This is a genomic window from Cupriavidus sp. YAF13 (assembly GCF_052113425.1).
In the GTDB taxonomy this organism is placed as follows: domain Bacteria; phylum Pseudomonadota; class Gammaproteobacteria; order Burkholderiales; family Burkholderiaceae; genus Cupriavidus.
The window spans coordinates 80,382-96,023 of the sequence record NZ_JBFRDD010000023.1 but is presented as its reverse complement, the minus strand read 5'-3'; the positions used below and the strand labels follow the sequence as shown (position 1 = coordinate 96,023).

13 protein-coding genes are annotated in these 15,642 nt (G+C 64.0%); 4 read left to right on the top strand and 9 right to left on the bottom strand.

Going from position 1 to position 15,642, the window contains the following annotated elements:
- Nucleotides 1-46: 46 nt before the first annotated feature.
- The 3 genes from AB4061_RS19495 to AB4061_RS19485 form a co-directional block, all read right to left on the bottom strand.
- Nucleotides 47-1,252 carry a branched-chain amino acid ABC transporter substrate-binding protein gene (locus tag AB4061_RS19495; protein WP_441636623.1) on the bottom strand — a complete coding sequence of 402 codons (1,206 nt, stop codon included), beginning with the start codon at nucleotides 1,250-1,252 and terminating at the stop codon, nucleotides 47-49.
- A gap of 641 nt (nucleotides 1,253-1,893) precedes the next feature.
- Nucleotides 1,894-2,856 (bottom strand): 4-hydroxy-3-methylbut-2-enyl diphosphate reductase, encoded by a 963-nt coding sequence (gene ispH, locus AB4061_RS19490; protein WP_441636621.1) that lies wholly within the window; start codon nucleotides 2,854-2,856, stop codon nucleotides 1,894-1,896.
- 51 nt (nucleotides 2,857-2,907) lie between these two features.
- Complete coding sequence (locus tag AB4061_RS19485; RefSeq protein ID WP_441636619.1) at nucleotides 2,908-3,405, bottom strand: FKBP-type peptidyl-prolyl cis-trans isomerase; 498 nt, start codon at nucleotides 3,403-3,405, stop codon at nucleotides 2,908-2,910.
- A 90-nt stretch (nucleotides 3,406-3,495) separates the two neighbouring features.
- On the opposite strand from AB4061_RS19485, the gene radC reads away from it, so the two are divergent.
- The 4 genes from radC to nadB all read left to right on the top strand — a co-directional run bounded on the left by radC (nucleotide 3,496) and on the right by nadB (nucleotide 6,605).
- The gene (gene radC, locus AB4061_RS19480) at nucleotides 3,496-4,170 is read left to right on the top strand and encodes a RadC family protein (protein ID WP_441636617.1); all 675 of its coding nucleotides are present in this window, start codon (nucleotides 3,496-3,498) and stop codon (nucleotides 4,168-4,170) included.
- 200 nt (nucleotides 4,171-4,370) lie between these two features.
- Nucleotides 4,371-4,604, top strand: coding sequence for a 50S ribosomal protein L28 (gene rpmB / locus AB4061_RS19475; RefSeq protein ID WP_006157507.1), 234 nt, complete (start codon nucleotides 4,371-4,373; stop codon nucleotides 4,602-4,604).
- A gap of 13 nt (nucleotides 4,605-4,617) precedes the next feature.
- A complete protein-coding gene (rpmG, locus tag AB4061_RS19470) occupies nucleotides 4,618-4,788 on the top strand; it encodes a 50S ribosomal protein L33 (protein ID WP_006157508.1) in 171 nt (56 codons plus the stop codon).
- Nucleotides 4,789-5,006: 218 nt separating this feature from the next.
- Nucleotides 5,007-6,605, top strand: a complete 1,599-nt coding sequence (gene nadB / locus AB4061_RS19465; RefSeq protein ID WP_441636614.1) for an L-aspartate oxidase — start codon at nucleotides 5,007-5,009, stop codon at nucleotides 6,603-6,605.
- Between the two features lie 72 nt (nucleotides 6,606-6,677).
- Here the strand turns inward: nadB and nadC are convergent, their stop codons facing one another.
- The 6 genes from nadC to AB4061_RS19435 all read right to left on the bottom strand — a co-directional run bounded on the left by nadC (nucleotide 6,678) and on the right by AB4061_RS19435 (nucleotide 15,480).
- The gene (nadC, locus tag AB4061_RS19460) at nucleotides 6,678-7,574 is read right to left on the bottom strand and encodes a carboxylating nicotinate-nucleotide diphosphorylase (protein WP_441636612.1); all 897 of its coding nucleotides are present in this window, start codon (nucleotides 7,572-7,574) and stop codon (nucleotides 6,678-6,680) included.
- A complete protein-coding gene (nadA, locus tag AB4061_RS19455; protein ID WP_441636610.1) occupies nucleotides 7,571-8,722 on the bottom strand; it encodes a quinolinate synthase NadA in 1,152 nt (383 codons plus the stop codon). Before nadA ends, nadC begins: the two co-directional genes overlap by 4 nt.
- Nucleotides 8,723-8,891: 169 nt before the next feature.
- A complete protein-coding gene (locus tag AB4061_RS19450) occupies nucleotides 8,892-10,082 on the bottom strand; it encodes a DesA family fatty acid desaturase (protein WP_441636608.1) in 1,191 nt (396 codons plus the stop codon).
- 399 nt (nucleotides 10,083-10,481) lie between these two features.
- Nucleotides 10,482-11,885 (bottom strand): mechanosensitive ion channel family protein, encoded by a 1,404-nt coding sequence (locus AB4061_RS19445; RefSeq protein WP_441636606.1) that lies wholly within the window; start codon nucleotides 11,883-11,885, stop codon nucleotides 10,482-10,484.
- 203 nt (nucleotides 11,886-12,088) lie between these two features.
- Nucleotides 12,089-13,828: a serine aminopeptidase domain-containing protein gene (locus AB4061_RS19440; RefSeq protein WP_441636604.1), complete on the bottom strand. Its 1,740-nt coding sequence runs from the start codon at nucleotides 13,826-13,828 to the stop codon at nucleotides 12,089-12,091.
- Nucleotides 13,825-15,480 carry an amino acid adenylation domain-containing protein gene (locus AB4061_RS19435; protein ID WP_441636602.1) on the bottom strand — a complete coding sequence of 552 codons (1,656 nt, stop codon included), beginning with the start codon at nucleotides 15,478-15,480 and terminating at the stop codon, nucleotides 13,825-13,827. The genes AB4061_RS19440 and AB4061_RS19435 overlap by 4 nt, the downstream gene beginning before the upstream one ends.
- Between the last annotated feature and the right edge of the window lie 162 nt (nucleotides 15,481-15,642).

The window sequence follows — 15,642 nt, the reverse complement described above, 5'->3', positions numbered from 1 at the left end:
CCGCAACATACTCGCGGTGCCGTTCGGATGGGCCGGTAAGCCCGGTTTACATCTTCACGACGTCAAGAACGGTCTTCTTCTTGTCCTTGTACTCGTACAACGTGATGGTGCCTTCCTTCATGTCGCCCTTTTCATCGAAGGCGATGTTGCCGATCAGGCCCTTGTAGTTCGTCTTGGGCATCTCGGCCAGGATGGCCGCCGGCTCGGTCGAGTTAGCGCGCTTCATGGCGTCAACGATGACCATGACGGCGTCATAGGTGAACGGTGCGTAGATCTGCACCGGCGCATTGAAGCGAGCCTGGTAGCGCTTGTCGAAGTCCGCGCCCTGTTCCATCTTGGACAGTGCCAGACCGGCTTCCGAGCAGATGATGTTGGACACGGCGTCGCCGGCCAGCTCAGCCACCTTGTCGGTACAGACGCCGTCGCCGCCAACGATCTTGGAGCTGATGCCGAGTTCCTTGGCCTGCTTGGCGAACGGGCCGCCAGTGGCGTCCATGCCGCCGTACATGATCACGTCGGGCTTCTTGCCCTTGATCTTGGTCAGAATGGCCTTGAAGTCGGTAGCCTTGTCGTTGGTGGCTTCACGTGCCACCACGTTCACGCCCGAAGCCTTGGCAGTCTTCTCGAACTCGTCGGCCAGGCCCTTGCCGTAGGCAGTGGCATCGTCGACGATGGCCACGGTCTTGGCGTGCAGGCTCTTGGTGGCGTAGTTGGCCAGTGCCGGACCTTGCTGGGCGTCGGTGGCCACCACGCGGAACGTGGTCTTGAAGCCTTGCTTGGTGTAGTCGGGGTTGGTCGACGACGGCGAGATCTGCACGATGCCAGCATCGCTATAGATCTTGGAGGCCGGAATCGATACGCCCGAGTTCAGGTGGCCAACCACGGCCACGACCTTGGCGTCCACCAGCTTCTGCGCCACAGCCGTGCCCGTCTTCGGGTCGCCTGCGTCGTCTTCGCCGACCAGCTCGAGCTTGATCTTCTTGCCGTTGATCTCCAGGCCGGTCTTGTTGACTTCTTCCACGGCCAGGCGGGCGCCGTTTTCGTTGTCCTTGCCAAGGTGAGCGATGCCGCCGGTGAGCGGTGCCGCATGGCCGATCTTTACTACGACATCGCCACTGCCTGCTGCCGGCGCGGTGGCCGCCGCAGGAGCCGATGCTGCCGCATCAGCGGGCTTTTCTTCTTTCTTGCCACAAGCAGTAACCAGCGCCACTGCGGCTGCGATCGGCAGAATCTTGGCAAACGTGATTTGCATGAGTGATCTCCTAGGATTCACATGATCAGGGTAAACCAACGCCCCCCGGACGTTTCCCTGAACCGCCTTAGTTTAGTTTCAATTTGAAACGCGCGAATTGTATTCCCTTTTTATACGGATGCAATATGCGACGCAACAACCTGAAGGATTAACCCACCAAATGAGCTAGGGAATTTCCCCAATGCACACATTGGGGCAATTCCCACCTACATGGAGGCTAGCCGTTGATACTAACAAGATTCGTGCCTACCGCTTGCCCCAGGTTGGTTTTGCAGCCTTTAAGTCACTTCGCAGGGACGCGTATTAAATAGGTGTTTCATTTAATATCAACAGTCCCATTCAAATACAACGAGCGAGTGCGCCGGCACCATAATAGGGAAATCCCCAATTACAGGGATTTCCCTTATTTGTCTTTTCGGACAGACAGGTATATGGCCGTTCATGCCGGGCTTGCGCATTATCCAAGGGACAGCAGGCAATATAGAGTGCTATATATTGGTGCAACCCTGGCGAGAGAATGGTGCGCGAAGGCGTGCAACCGGCGCGCGCGAGGTGCGCCTGCCGGGCAGAAGCGGCTACGCAAAAAGCAACGGCCCGCTAGAGCGGGCCGTTTTGCCAGACGGTCAGGTGAAGCAGGCTGATCAGGCGGACGTGGCCTGTTGCAGGCCGCGCGGCAAGGGGAACGACATCTTCTCCTCGATCCCGTCCAGCGCGCGCACGTTGCGCGCACCCAGAAGGTGCAGGCGCGCGACAATGGCCTGCGCCAGTGCCTCGGGGGCGGAGGCGCCGGCGGTCAGGCCGATGCGGCGCTTGCCCGCGATCCATTCCGGCTGGAGCTGATCGGGCGAATCGATCATGTAGGCCGGCACGCCCAGGCGCTCCGCCAGCTCGCGCAAGCGGTTGGAGTTGGAACTGTTGGGGCTGCCCACCACGATCACCACCTCCACCTGGGGCGCCATGAACTTCACGGCATCCTGGCGGTTCTGGGTGGCGTAGCAGATGTCTTGCTTCTTGGGCTCGCGGATCAGCGGGAAGCGTGCCTTGAGCGCGGCGACGATCTCCAGCGTTTCGTCCACCGACAGCGTGGTCTGGGTCACGAATGCCAGGCGCTCGGGATCCGTGACTTGCAGCTTGGCGACATCCTCGGAAGACTCGACCAGCAGCATGCCGCCTTCGGCCTGCCCCATGGTGCCCTCGACTTCAGGATGGCCCTTGTGGCCGATCATGATGATCTCGCAGCCCTCGGTGCGCATCTTGCCGACTTCCACGTGCACCTTGGTCACCAGCGGGCAGGTCGCATCGAATACGTTCAGGCCGCGCACGGTGGCGTCGGCGCGCACTTCCTTGGATACGCCGTGGGCGCTGAAGATCACGGTCGAGCCGGGCGGCACTTCCTCGAGCTCCTGCACGAAGACCGCGCCCTTGCGGCGCAGGTCCTCCACCACATAGGCGTTGTGGACGATTTCGTGGCGCACGTAAATCGGCGCGCCGTAGCGTGCAAGGGCACGCTCGACGATCTCGATGGCGCGATCCACGCCGGCGCAAAAGCCGCGCGGCTGCGCCATCAGGATCTCGGCATCGGGGGCTGTGGTGGGTTCAGACATGCAAGGATTCGACTCAAGGGTGCCGGCACGACGGCCCGGCCGGTGGTCTGCTTAGAGAATGCCGATCAACTGGACATCGAACAGAATGGTCTGTCCGGCCAGCGGGTGGTTGAAATCGAACAGCGCCGACGTCGTGCCGATCTCCTTGAGCACACCGGCGTACTTACCGCCGCCGGGCGCGTTGAACTCAACCAGGTCGCCCGGCGCGTAGTCCTCTTCGAACGACGAGTTCTCGCGCAGCGTCGCCAGCGAAACCCGTTGCAGCAGATCGGGGTTGCGCGGGCCGAAGGCGTGCTCCGGCGCCAGCCGGTAAGTCATGCGCTCGCCCTCCGGCATGCCCAGCAGCGCCTGCTCCAGTGTAGGCGCGAACTGGCCTTGTCCAAGCAGCAGCGTGGCCGGCTTCTCCGCGAAGGTACTGACGATCTCAGTGCCATTCTCCATGGAGATGCTGTAGTGAAGGGTCAGGAAGGAGTCCGCCTGCACGGTCTTGCGGACATCCACGGTGCCGTCCCCATCCGCCGGGCCGGAAGCAAAAGTTTGCAAAGTCATAGGTGCTCAACCAGTCAACAACCCGTATTGTAAGCGACTCGACCGAGCGCCGCCTTGTCCGCGGTGCCATTGTTCCGAGGGGATCGTGCCATGCGCATTACCGATTGGCCCAGCAACGAGCGGCCACGCGAGAAACTGCTGAGCGGCGGGGCCGCCACGCTCTCAGACGCCGAGCTGCTTGCCGTGTTCCTGCGCGTGGGTGTGGCGGGAAAAAGTGCAGTTGACATCGCCCGGGAGCTGCTGAACGATTTCGGCACGCTCAGCAGCCTGTTTGCGGCGGACGCCGGGCAACTGGCACGCGTCAAGGGCGTCGGCAGCGCCAAGTACGCGCAGTTGCAGGCGGCCCGCGAGCTGACCCGGCGCGCGCTGGGCGAGCAGCTGCAACTGCCCGGGGCACTGGATTCCCCCACGGCGGTGCGCGACTACCTGCGCCTGTCACTGGCGGGATTGACCTACGAAGCGTTCCTGTGCCTGTTCCTGGACGCGCGCAACCGCCTGCTCGCCAGCGAGGAGCTGTTTCGCGGTACGTTGACCCAAACCAGCGTCTATCCGCGCGAGGTTGCCCGTAAGGCACTTGCGTATAACGCCGCGGCGGTCATCGTGGCGCACAACCACCCGTCGGGGAACACCACGCCCAGCGCCGCCGACCTCACCATGACCCGCGCGCTGTCCCGCTCCCTGGCCCTGATCGACGTGCAAGTTCTTGACCATTTCATCGTCGCAGGTAGTAACATCCACTCCTTCGCCGAACACGGCCAGCTGTGATGCAGGATGCGATGCGTGTTGTGATGCGCACCGCACGGATGCACACTCCTGAACGGTAAACGAGAGAAGGCATTGATTCACCAGTGCTTTCCGGTCTATAATGCTCGTTTGCTGAAGTCTCAACCGCTGCAGTCCGGGCCAGCGCGCCTTTTGTTGATCTGTTGCGAACATTGTCCACGTAGAAGAGTTAGGAGTGCTTCATGGCACGCGTCTGTCAAGTGACCGGGAAAGCGCCGATGGTCGGCAACAACGTTTCCCACGCAAACAACAAGACCAAGCGTCGTTTTCTGCCCAACCTGCAGAATCGTCGTTTCTTTGTTGAATCGGAAAACCGCTGGGTGAGCCTGCGCGTCTCGAACGCCGGCCTGCGCCTGATCGACAAGAAAGGCATCGACACCGTGCTCGTGGATCTGCGCGCACGTGGCGAAGTCTAATTAGGAGCACATCATGGCCAGCAAGGGCGGACGCGATAAAATCAAGTTGGAGTCGACTGCAGGTACGGGTCACTTCTACACGACCACCAAGAACAAGCGCACGATGCCGGAAAAGATGGAGATCATGAAGTTCGATCCCGTCGCCCGCAAGCACGTGTCGTACAAGGAAACCAAGATCAAGTAATTGATCCTGTCTTCCGCATGCCGATCGCGCGGCATGTCTGTAGAAACCCCGCTCACGCGGGGTTTTTGCTTTTCCGGGCAGCATGCGCCGCATTGCGCGGCCAACGGCTCTCGGCACCCAGCTCACGCATGGCTTGCCTGCCCACGCAAGCACGCTGGCGGTGTACACTTTCCAGCTTTCCTGCCTCCCGACCGCGCGCCGCGCGCGTCTCTCGCACCATGAACTTCGATGTCGCCATTGTCGGCAGCGGACTGGCCGGTCTGACGGTCGCGCTGCAACTGGCCGACACCCATCGGGTTGTCATCATTTGCAAACGTGCCATGACGCAAGGCGCCAGTGACTGGGCCCAAGGCGGCATAGCCGCGGTCCTGGACTCAGGCGACAGCCACGATGAGCACACGCAGGACACCTTGGTGGCAGGCGCTGGCCTTTGCGATGACAGCGCCACGCGCTATATCGTCGAGCACGGGCGCGAAGCGATCCAGTGGCTGATCGACCGCGGCGTGCCGTTCACCCGCGATGACCAGGCGGAACTCGGCTACCACCTCACGCGCGAAGGCGGCCATAGCCGCCGGCGCATCATCCACGCGGCGGACGCCACCGGCCATGCCGTCGTGTCCACGTTGAGCGAGCAGGCGCGCCAGCACCCCAATATCACGATCATCGAGGACCACTTCGCGGTGGACCTGATCACCTCGAGCAAGCTTGGCCTGCCGGGCAACCGCTGTTACGGCCTCTACGTGCTGGACGACGCCAGTGGCGAAGTGCAGACCATTACCGCCACCCACACCGTGCTGGCGACAGGCGGCGCGGGCAAGGTCTATCTCTACACCACCAACCCCGACACCGCCACCGGCGATGGCATCGCCATGGCCTGGCGTGCGGGCTGCCGGGTGTCGAACATGGAGTTCATCCAGTTCCACCCGACCTGCCTGTATCACCCCTACGCCAAGTCTTTCCTGATTTCGGAAGCGGTACGTGGCGAAGGCGGCCTGCTGAAGCTGCCCGACGGCACCCGCTTCATGCCAGAGCACGACGAACGCGCCGAACTGGCTCCGCGCGACGTGGTGGCGCGCGCAATCGACTTCGAGATGAAGAAGCGCGGCCTGGATTACGTGCACCTGGACATCAGCCACCAGCCCGAATCCTTCCTGCGCGAGCACTTCCCGACCATTCACGCACGGTGCCTGGAACTTGGCATCGACATCGCCCGCGAGCCCATCCCGGTGGTGCCGGCCGCGCACTACACCTGCGGCGGCGTGGTCACCGACACCGCGGGCCGCACCGATCTGGCCAATCTCTATGCCGTGGGCGAGACGGGCTGCACGGGCCTGCACGGCGCCAACCGCCTGGCCTCCAATTCGCTGCTCGAATGCATGGTGATCGGGCGCGCGGCAGCCCTCGACATTGCCGGCCAGGACAAGGCCGGCCAACCGGACATCACCCTGCCCCAGTGGGACGAAAGCCGGGTTGCGGATGCCGACGAGGAAGTCGTGGTCTCGCACAACTGGGACGAGCTGCGCCGCATGATGTGGAATTATGTGGGCATCGTGCGCACCAGCAAGCGGCTCGAGCGCGCCCAGCACCGCATCACCCTGCTGCGCGAGGAGATCGCGGAGTACTACGCCAACTTCCGTGTCACCCGCGACCTGCTGGAGCTGCGCAACCTGGTGGAAGTCGCCTCGTTGATCGTGGATAGCGCGTATTCGCGCCATGAAAGTCGTGGTTTGCATTTCAGCCGTGACTATCCCGAGACGTTGCCGAAGGCGCTGCCCACGGTGATGCAGCCCGTGTTCAAGCGGGAACGGGTGAAGTAAGCCCGCGCCTGGATCTCGCCATGAAAAAAGCGCGCCCAAGGCGCGCTTTTTTCATGCTCCGACCAATCCCGATTATTCGATGATCCGCAACGAATAATCCGTCGCGCGCACGTCCTTGGTTAGCGCCCCGACCGAGATCCGGTCCACACCGGTTTGCGCAAAAGCACGGATCGTGTCTGCATTGACCCCGCCCGAGACCTCCAGCAAGGCACGCCCGGCGTTGATACGCACGGCATCGCGCATCATCGCCTCGGTAAAGTTATCGATCAGGATCGATTTCGCGCCAGCCGCCAATGCCTCTTCCAGCTCGGCCAGGCTTTCCACCTCGACCTGGACCGACACACCAGCATCCAGCGCGGCTGCTGCCTGCATGGCGGCGGTGATGCTGCCGGCCGCGGCAATGTGGTTTTCCTTGATCAGGATGCCGTCATACAACGCCAGGCGCTGGTTGTCGCCACCGCCGACCCTGACCGCGTACTTCTGCGCAAGGCGCAGGCCCGGCAACGTCTTGCGGGTATCGAGCACGCGCGCCCGGGTACCTTCGACCAGGTCGGCATAGCGGCGCGTGGCGGTCGCCACGCCGGACAACAACTGCAGGAAATTCAGCGACGGCCGCTCCGCGGTCAGCAGCGAACGAGCCGGACCGGTAATCTCGCAGACCACCGAGTCCGGCGCCATGCGGGCACCCTCGGCCTGCTTCCAGACGACCTGTAGCGCGGGATCGACCGCGCGCATGCACGCCTCGAACCACGGCTGGCCACACAGCACGGCTTGCTCGCGCACGATCACGCGTGCCCGCGCCGGCTTGCCGGCGGGCACCAGCAGGCCGGTCAGGTCGCCGCTGCCGACATCTTCGGCAATGGCGGCGCTGACATTGGCCTGGAGCGCCTCGGCGAGCGCCGGGCCATAGCTGTCAAAAATAGCGTTGACGTTCGAATTCACGGAATTCAGGTTTGGATTGCTGCTCATGCCGGGCCGATTCCCTTGAACAAGGCCTGCTCGCTGGCCAGGTCGGCCTTGGGCCGCACATTGGCCTTCTGCTGCGCGGCGAAGTCGAGCATGCGGTCGATGCAGGTCACGGCCTGGCGGCCGATATCCGCGTCGACATGGATTTCGTTATGACCCTTCTCCAGCACTTCAGCCAGATTGGTCAGTGCATTCATCGCCATCCAGGGGCAGTGCGCGCAACTCTTGCAGGTCGCGCTGTTGCCGGCAGTGGGGGCTTCGATGAAATGCTTGTCGGGTGCGGCCAGGCGCATCTTGTGCAGGATGCCGTTGTCGGTCGCAACGATAAACTCGCGCGCGTCCAGCTCCTTTACCGCCGCGATCAGCTGCGAAGTCGAGCCCACCACATCGGCCTGCTCAACCACATTGGCCGGCGACTCCGGATGCACCAGAATCTTGGCATTGGGAAACTCCCGGCGCAGCAGGTCAAGCTCGATGCCCTTGAACTCATCATGCACCAGGCAGGAACCCTGCCACAAGAGCATGTCGGCGCCGGTCTGCTTCTGGATATAGCTGCCCAGGTGCTTGTCCGGGGCCCACAGGATCTTCTCGCCGCGCGCGTGCAGGTGCTCGACAATCTTCAGGCCAATGCTCGAAGTCACCATCCAGTCGGCGCGCGCCTTCACGGCGGCACTGGTGTTGGCATAGACCACCACCGTGCGATCGGGATGCGCGTCGCAGAACGCGGCGAATTCGTCGGACGGGCAGCCCAGGTCAAGCGAGCAGGTTGCGTCCAGGTCGGGCATCAGCACGGTCTTTTCCGGGCTGAGGATCTTTGCGGTCTCGCCCATGAATCGGACCCCCGCCACCACCAGCGTCTTGGCCGGATGATCGCGGCCAAAGCGCGCCATCTCCAGCGAGTCCGACACGCAGCCGCCGGTTTCCTCGGCCAGGTCCTGCAGGTCGGAATCAACGTAATAGTGCGCGACAAGCACCGCATTGCGTTGTTTCAGCAGGGTCTTGATGCGCGCTTTGAGCGCCGTGCGCTCCTGTGCCGACAGCACAGGAGGCACTTTGGCCCAGGCGTGGGCGACACAGCTGCCGCCTTCGGGGGACTCCGTCGAGAGGTTCGGCTTTTCGAACTCGACGGCTTTGATCGTTTGGGGGGTCATCTCCGATACTCCTCTTGGACAGCGCGCCTCGGAATTCCGCTTGGTATCCGCTTGTCGCCGCTGACCCTGATATTGGGGGAGTTTAGCGAAAACAAAAGCCCCGCCAGAGGCGGGGCTTTTGGGCGAGCTAAATTGTATCAGGCCACGCCAGCTCGGGCATCAGCCCGCATCAGGCATAACGGCGCAGGCGCAGCGAGAAATCGTGCAGTGCCTGGATGCCGCTGGCCTCGGCGCGGTGGCACCAGGCCTGCAGCTGCGCCAGCAGCTGTTCGCGCGTCAGGTTGGAGCGGCCCCAGATCGCGGCCAGCTCGCGGCGCATTTCCACGAAGGTATGCAGCGACTTGTTCTGCTCCACGATGCTGGCCAGTTGCTGGCGCTGCGGATCGGCCAGCTTGGCTTCTTCGCGGTGGAACCACTTGCGAGCCGGCTTGAAGCTGCTGTACTCGGCCATACGGGCTTCCTTCAGCTTTTCCAGTTCCTGCTTGTAGGCGCTCTTGACCGCCTTGGCATAGCGCGCCATCACGTCATAGCGATTGGCAATGATGGCTTCCAGCGTGTTGTGGTCAACCGGGCGGGCATCCACCAGGCGCGCCTTCGGCGGGGTCTTCTTGACCTTGGCCAGACCAACAGCCTGCATGGCGCGGATGTAGCCCCAGCCGATGTCGAACTCGTACCACTTGATCGAGAACTTGGCCGACGTCGGGTAGGTGTGGTGGTTGTTGTGCAGTTCTTCGCCGCCGATGATGATGCCCCACGGCGAGACATTGGTCGAAGCGTCCTCGCAATCGTAATTGCGATAGCCCCACCAGTGGCCCAGGCCATTGATGATGCCGGCGGCGTGGATCGGGATCCACAGCATCTGCACGGCCCACACGCTCAGGCCGATCACGCCGAACAGGGCGACGTCGATGATCAGCATCAGGCCAACGCCTTGCCAGCCAAAGCGCGAGTAGACATTGCGCTCGACCCAGTCGTTGGGCGTGCCATGACCGAACTTGGTGATGGTTTCCTTGTTCTTGGACTCGGCGCGATACAGCTCCGCGCCTTCCAGCAGCACCTTGCGGATGCCGCGGGTCTGCGGGCTGTGGGGATCGTCTTCGGTCTCGCACTTGGCGTGGTGCTTGCGGTGAATGGCGGTCCACTCTTTGGTGACCATGCCGGTGGTCAGCCACAGCCAGCCACGGAAGAAATGCGAAACGATAGGGTGCAGGTCCAGCGACCGGTGCGCCATGCAGCGGTGCAGGTAGATGGTTACGCCCGCGATGGTGATGTGCGTCACCACGAGGGTGTAGATCACAATCTCCCACCAGGACCAGTTGGCGAGGCCATTAGCGGCCCAGTCAAGAATAGTGTCGAACAAACTGTTCTCCGTCGATTAAACAGGGGCATTCAGTGCGGCACGACAGGGCGAGCCGCAAACAAAGTGCAGAAAAAGGACTGCAAATTCAATGATTGCGTCATACGGCACCTGCCTGAAACCCCGGCATTCGCCGGAGTCCCCAAGGCACGCGCGCCTGGCGCCATGGGCAAAACTGCTGCCTGCCGGCGGACTGGACACGAGCCGCTGCAATCTGGCGGCTGTCTGGTGTGGGGCTGGAGGTCAAACAAACTCACCCGAACGAAACGTGCTTTCCGAATGAACCCGCAACTACCCTGGATTCTACCGGAACCGCATCGCACGGACATCCGCTTTTTCCCTCAGTTTGACGCTAAGCAACACGGATTGTTCCATAAGGTGGCCTAAACGCCCCGTGAACGCTCAGGATGCCGATCCCCTGCGGACACCCGGCAAATCGATATGTGCCCCTTGCACTTCTTTTACGGGGCCACCATTGCCGTCGACTTCCACTTTCCCCAGCACCCGCACCTCTCGCTGCGGATACGGGATCGAGATGCCATGCTCCTTGAACTTCCGCCATATCGCCCGGTTCATCGCCGATTGCACGCCCAGCTTACCATTCTGAGGATCGGCGATATAGCCGGCAAGCTCGTATTCGATGCCATTGTCGCCGAACAACACCAGAAATGCCGACGGGCCCGGCTGCGGCATCAAGCGCGGAATATCCTGGGCGGCCTCCACGAGCAAGGCGAGCACCACTTCGGGATCCGCCGCGTAATCGGCCTGCACACGTGTCGCCACGCGCACATGGGTATTGGAGAACGAATGGTTCTGCACCGCCTGCGCCACCAGTTGCTCGTTCGGCACCAGGGTTTCGCCATCGCCGTTGCGCACCACGGTGTACCGCGTCCGGATCTGAGAAACGATCCCCGTGTACTTGTCGACGGTGATCTGGTCGCCCAGCTTGACCGACCGGTCCAGCAGGATGATGAATCCGGAGATGTAGTTGCTGGCGATCTTTTGCAAGCCCAGCCCCAGGCCAACACCCAGCGCGCCACCGAACACGGACAACACGGTGAGGTCGATGCCGACCAGCGACAGGCTCAGCAACAGGGACACGAGCAGCAGCAGCGCCTTTGAAATCCGGCTCAGAACCACCTTCAGGTTGCTATCCAGCCCGGTCGACCGCATCAGGCGCTCTTCCAGCCATGAGCCGAACCACATCGCCACCAGCACGGTGACCAGGATCCAAACGATGGCCACCAGTGTGTCCGCCAGGCTGATCTTCTGCTTGCCGCCCAGCGAAAAGCGGATGCCGTCCATCCAATTCACCACATCCCACAGCAAACCCAGCACATAAAGCGCCATCGCCGCCCAAACCAGGGTCGTCAGCACTTTTTCGACCAGCAGCAGCATGCCATGCAACTGGCCATTGCCCGACATGACGCGACGCAGGATGTAGAAGGCGAAATACAGGAAGGTAATGCCGGAAAGAGGCACCAATGCGAGCCGTAGCACGCTGATGGACATCATCGGCTCCAGCCCGAAGCGCGCACCCGTCACCAGCAGCCAGCCGAACAACGGGAACATCGCGCGCTCCAGGCTGGCGGCGGCGAAACGCAGGGAGAAGCTGGATCCGGCGTAGCGGGCTTCGAGGCGCTTGACGATCAGTCTAGCCAATGGCCAAGCCACGGCCAGGCAAGCGGCGAGGACCGCCAATTGCCAGATGAAGCCAGGGCCACCCGCGTCGCGGATCAGGTCATCGAGCATCTTGCCAAAGGCCGGATGCGCAACATGGAGTTCGTTCAAGGAAATGGGATTCATGTTCTGCCGTGGCTGGCAGGGTCCATCCGGTCCGGATCGGCGGTCCCTGGCAAGGTAAGCGGGACACTGCATGACGTTACTGCATGCCCCGCAGCCAAAAAGTCAGCCATTCTAGCCGCCCTGCTCCGCACGGCGCAGGATTGGCGCCGGGCAAACGGGCAAGCGGGCCTATACGCCGAGGCCGAGCACTGTCCGCCGCACCTTCACCGGCAATCCGGCGGGCGACGCCACGGCTCGGCAATGCGTTGCAGCCGATCCCGAAGGTCCGCGCCGGGATGCAAGCGGCCGCATAACAGGTCGACGCAATAGTCGATCACCCGCGCCCGCCCGGGCGGGTTGAGCATGCCGTGGTCCAGGCCATCGATGGTCTCGATCTGCAACTGCGAGAAGCCGGCGAGGCCGGCCAGCGTCGGCCCGAAGAACCGCGCCAGCTCGAAAGGCCCGGGATCGTCCGGCCCGAACAGCAGGCGCAGCGCCGTGCCGCGCGCGTCGAGCGACTGGAGCAAGCCCTCGATCTCCTGCTGCTCGTGCACGGCAGGCTTGGGCAGGACCGATGCCGCATCGATGCCGGGCGCGCCCTCTTCTGCCGTAGGTGCGCTGCGGCCATGGATCAGCCACCGGGGCCGGGTAAAGGTCTCCCGGCGCAACAAGCGCTGCAGGTTGACCAGCACGGCGCCCACCACGCCCGGGTGCGCGCCCGCGGTGTGCAAGCTGACATTGGCGCCGTAGCTCACGCCGAAAGCCACCACCTCGCGATGGCCGTGAGCAAGCAGCCAGTCGCAGGCAGCGACAGCATCGCGGTACCCCTCCGGATCGGCCGGCACCGCCGCGATGGCCTGCGCGCCAACCGATGCGTCCCCGATGCCCCGCACATCGATGCGGAACGAGGCAACACCGCGTGCCGCCAGCCGGCGCGCCAGCATGACCCCGCAACGGCCGGCACCGACGTGATGCGTGCCGCCGGAATTGTTGATCAGCACGGCCGGCCGCTCGATGCGCGGCCCGCGCGGCTCGCACAACATGCCGAACAGGCCCTGGCCAAAGCGCACCGGCGTTTCCGCCCACTCGCCGGCGCGCAGGCACGAAACCGTTCCCGCTGCCATCGCGCGGCCAGCCGGAGCGGGCTCGCCAACTGGCGCCGCTGGCGCCATGGCGGCAATCCAGCCGGCCACCTCCGTGAAGGTCGCATCCGGTGGCGTGCCATGCAACGGGTCCTGCAGCCAGCCGATCAGGTCAGGGAAAGGCACCATCCGCACCTGCGCGCCCAGCGTGCCGTAGTGGCGCGCCAGCGGGGCCATCTGAGGCTCGCCGCCCGCGATCAGAATTTGCGGGGCGGGGGCGCAAGGCGCATTGAGCAGGTCGATGCCGCCAAGGCCATCGATCGCGGCATCGGTGAAATGGATTCCCAGGATGTCCATGCCCGATTGCTGGCCCGCGCCAGGCACCGGCCCCGGCTCCGGCTCCACAGCGCGGCAAGCGAGCGAGCGCCAGGTCTGCGCGATCATCTTCATCTCCCGCACCAGCAGCCTGCCGCTCGCCACGGGCGCGAGCAGGGCCAGCGCATCGACGCGCCGCCCGGCCACGCCGCGCCCGGCAGCCAGTGCCGCCAGCAAGGCGCCCCCGCGCACGCCCAGCAGCACGAGTTCCTGGGCACCGGACAAGCGCCTGAGCAACTTGCCAGCAGCATCGATCCCGGCAAGCCAGGCGTCGACACAGGACGCGCCCGGCACGCCGGCATGGTCAAGGTCGGCGGAGTCACCGGTGCCTGGATAGTCGAACCTGAGCACAGGCACGCCCTGGGCCGCGAGCCGCTCCGCCAGCCGCGCCAGGCCGGCATGCGTCCACAAGGCTTCGTGCCCGATCGCATTGCACAGCAGTACCGCGCGCTGACCCTGGGCCGGGTGGTACCAGCCAAAACATCCGTCGAAATGCAGCGGCGTCATGGCGCAAACGCCTTGCGGCTCGCCTGCCGTGCATCCCCGCCACCAACGGCCAGGCGCTCGCAGCGCGCCTGCAACTGGCCGCGATCGATCTTGCCGTTCACGTTCATGGGAAGGCCGTCGACGCAGACAATGCGATCCGGCTGCGCGTAGACCGGCAGGCTCTGCCTGCACGCCTGGCGGATCCGCGCCAGGCGCGCGCCGAGCTCGCCCGGCGAGGCGTCGCCCGATGCCTGCACAAAGGCGACCAGCCCCATCGGCTTGCCGGTGTTATCCAGTGGCCACGCCAGCACGGCGCACTGCGTGCTGCCGCTGGCAGCCTGCACCACCTGCTCGATCTCCTGCAATTCCACGCGGTTGCCGCGAATCTTCACCTGCATGTCGATGCGGCCGTGATAGAGGAAGCCGTCGGGGGATTCGGCCACAGCATCGCCGGTGCGGTACCAACGGCTGCACGCCCGCTCGGGATAGGCGCGGGTAAAGAAGCGCTGCGCGTCGAGCGGGTTGGCACCGAGATAGCCCTTGGCAAGCTGCGCGCCACCAATCAGCAGCTCACCCTGCGCACCGGGCGGCACCGGCGCAAGCGCATCGTCGACGATCATCAGCTCGACCCCGGGATATGGCTTGCCGAGCGGCACCGCGGGGCGCGACGCATCGGCAAGAAACGCCTCGGTCAACTCGAAGGTGAGCATGATCACCGTCGCCTCGGTGGGTCCGTAGCCGTTGACGATGCGGGTGTTCGGCGCCGCCCGCGACCATGCCCGCGCCAGCGTCTTGGGCAAGGCCTCGCCCCCCATCAAGGTCATTCGCACGCTGGGAAACGCGCAAGGCGTGAGCTTGCGAAACTGCTGCATCAGCGCCAGCACGGAGGGCACGCTGGCCCAATGGGTAATCCTGTGCTCCTGGATAAAACCGGCCAGGTAAAGCGGGTCTTGCAGCGCGGGCACATAAAGGCAGCCGCCGTTCGCCCAGCAGACGTGCATGTCATGCACCGAGAAATCGAAGGTGAGATCGGCGAACTGGCTGAAGCGCGCCCCGGGCTCGCATGGAAAGCGCTGCATCTGCGCGCTGACATAGGCCACGGCGCTGGCATGCGGGATCATCACGCCCTTGGGCGGCCCGCTGGTGCCGGAGGTGAAGATCAGGTAGACAAGATCGTCTCCCGAGACGGCGGCAAGCTGGCCGGGCGGGTCATGCACGAAAAGCGCCGGAGGCAGCGGGGCGAAGCGCGCGCTGCCTCCCGGACACCCGGTTTCCGGCAGCGACTCCGGATCCAGGAGGACGATGTGCAAATCCGGGGGCAGCAACGGCATCAGCGCCTCAAGCTGCGGTGCGCATGCGTGATCGACCAGCATCACCCGCGCACCCGAGCGCTCGACAATGGCGGCGTTGCGTGCCAAGGGGAATTTGGGGTGCAACGGCACGTAGGCCATGCCCGCCGCGAGCACGCCGAGCAGGCCGGTGTACGCCGAGACGCTGCGGTGCGCGAACAGGACGCAGTTGCGGCGCCCGTCCCCTGCATACGCCGCCAGCGCGGCACTCACGCGGCCCGCGCGTGCGCGCAGTTCCTCATAAGCGTAAAAGCGGCCGTCGACCCACAAGGCGTGGTCGCCGGGCTGCCGCGCAGCCGTATCGAAGAAGAATGAATGCAACATCCCGCCTCCCAACCGAGCGGGCCGCCCCCCGTTGCGGGACCGGCGCGTTCTGAAACCCCATCCGAAAATTGTGCCGGCGCCGAGCCACCCTGCACGGTTGCGCGCCGATGTGCTTGCCTGGCGCGCGTTGTCTTGCCAACTTAGACGGCATTACCCGACAAG

Coding starts and splice junctions, on each gene's coding strand:
- rpmG (WP_006157508.1), top strand. CDS start 4,618: ATGGCCAGCAAGGGCGGACGCGATAAAATCAAGTTGGAGTCGACTGCA.
- nadC (WP_441636612.1), bottom strand. CDS start 7,574: ATGAGCAGCAATCCAAACCTGAATTCCGTGAATTCGAACGTCAACGCT.
- AB4061_RS19495 (WP_441636623.1), bottom strand. CDS start 1,252: ATGCAAATCACGTTTGCCAAGATTCTGCCGATCGCAGCCGCAGTGGCG.
- rpmB (WP_006157507.1), top strand. CDS start 4,371: ATGGCACGCGTCTGTCAAGTGACCGGGAAAGCGCCGATGGTCGGCAAC.
- AB4061_RS19485 (WP_441636619.1), bottom strand. CDS start 3,405: ATGACTTTGCAAACTTTTGCTTCCGGCCCGGCGGATGGGGACGGCACC.
- radC (WP_441636617.1), top strand. CDS start 3,496: ATGCGCATTACCGATTGGCCCAGCAACGAGCGGCCACGCGAGAAACTG.
- ispH (WP_441636621.1), bottom strand. CDS start 2,856: ATGTCTGAACCCACCACAGCCCCCGATGCCGAGATCCTGATGGCGCAG.
- AB4061_RS19435 (WP_441636602.1), bottom strand. CDS start 15,480: ATGTTGCATTCATTCTTCTTCGATACGGCTGCGCGGCAGCCCGGCGAC.
- nadA (WP_441636610.1), bottom strand. CDS start 8,722: ATGACCCCCCAAACGATCAAAGCCGTCGAGTTCGAAAAGCCGAACCTC.
- nadB (WP_441636614.1), top strand. CDS start 5,007: ATGAACTTCGATGTCGCCATTGTCGGCAGCGGACTGGCCGGTCTGACG.
- AB4061_RS19440 (WP_441636604.1), bottom strand. CDS start 13,828: ATGACGCCGCTGCATTTCGACGGATGTTTTGGCTGGTACCACCCGGCC.
- AB4061_RS19445 (WP_441636606.1), bottom strand. CDS start 11,885: ATGAATCCCATTTCCTTGAACGAACTCCATGTTGCGCATCCGGCCTTT.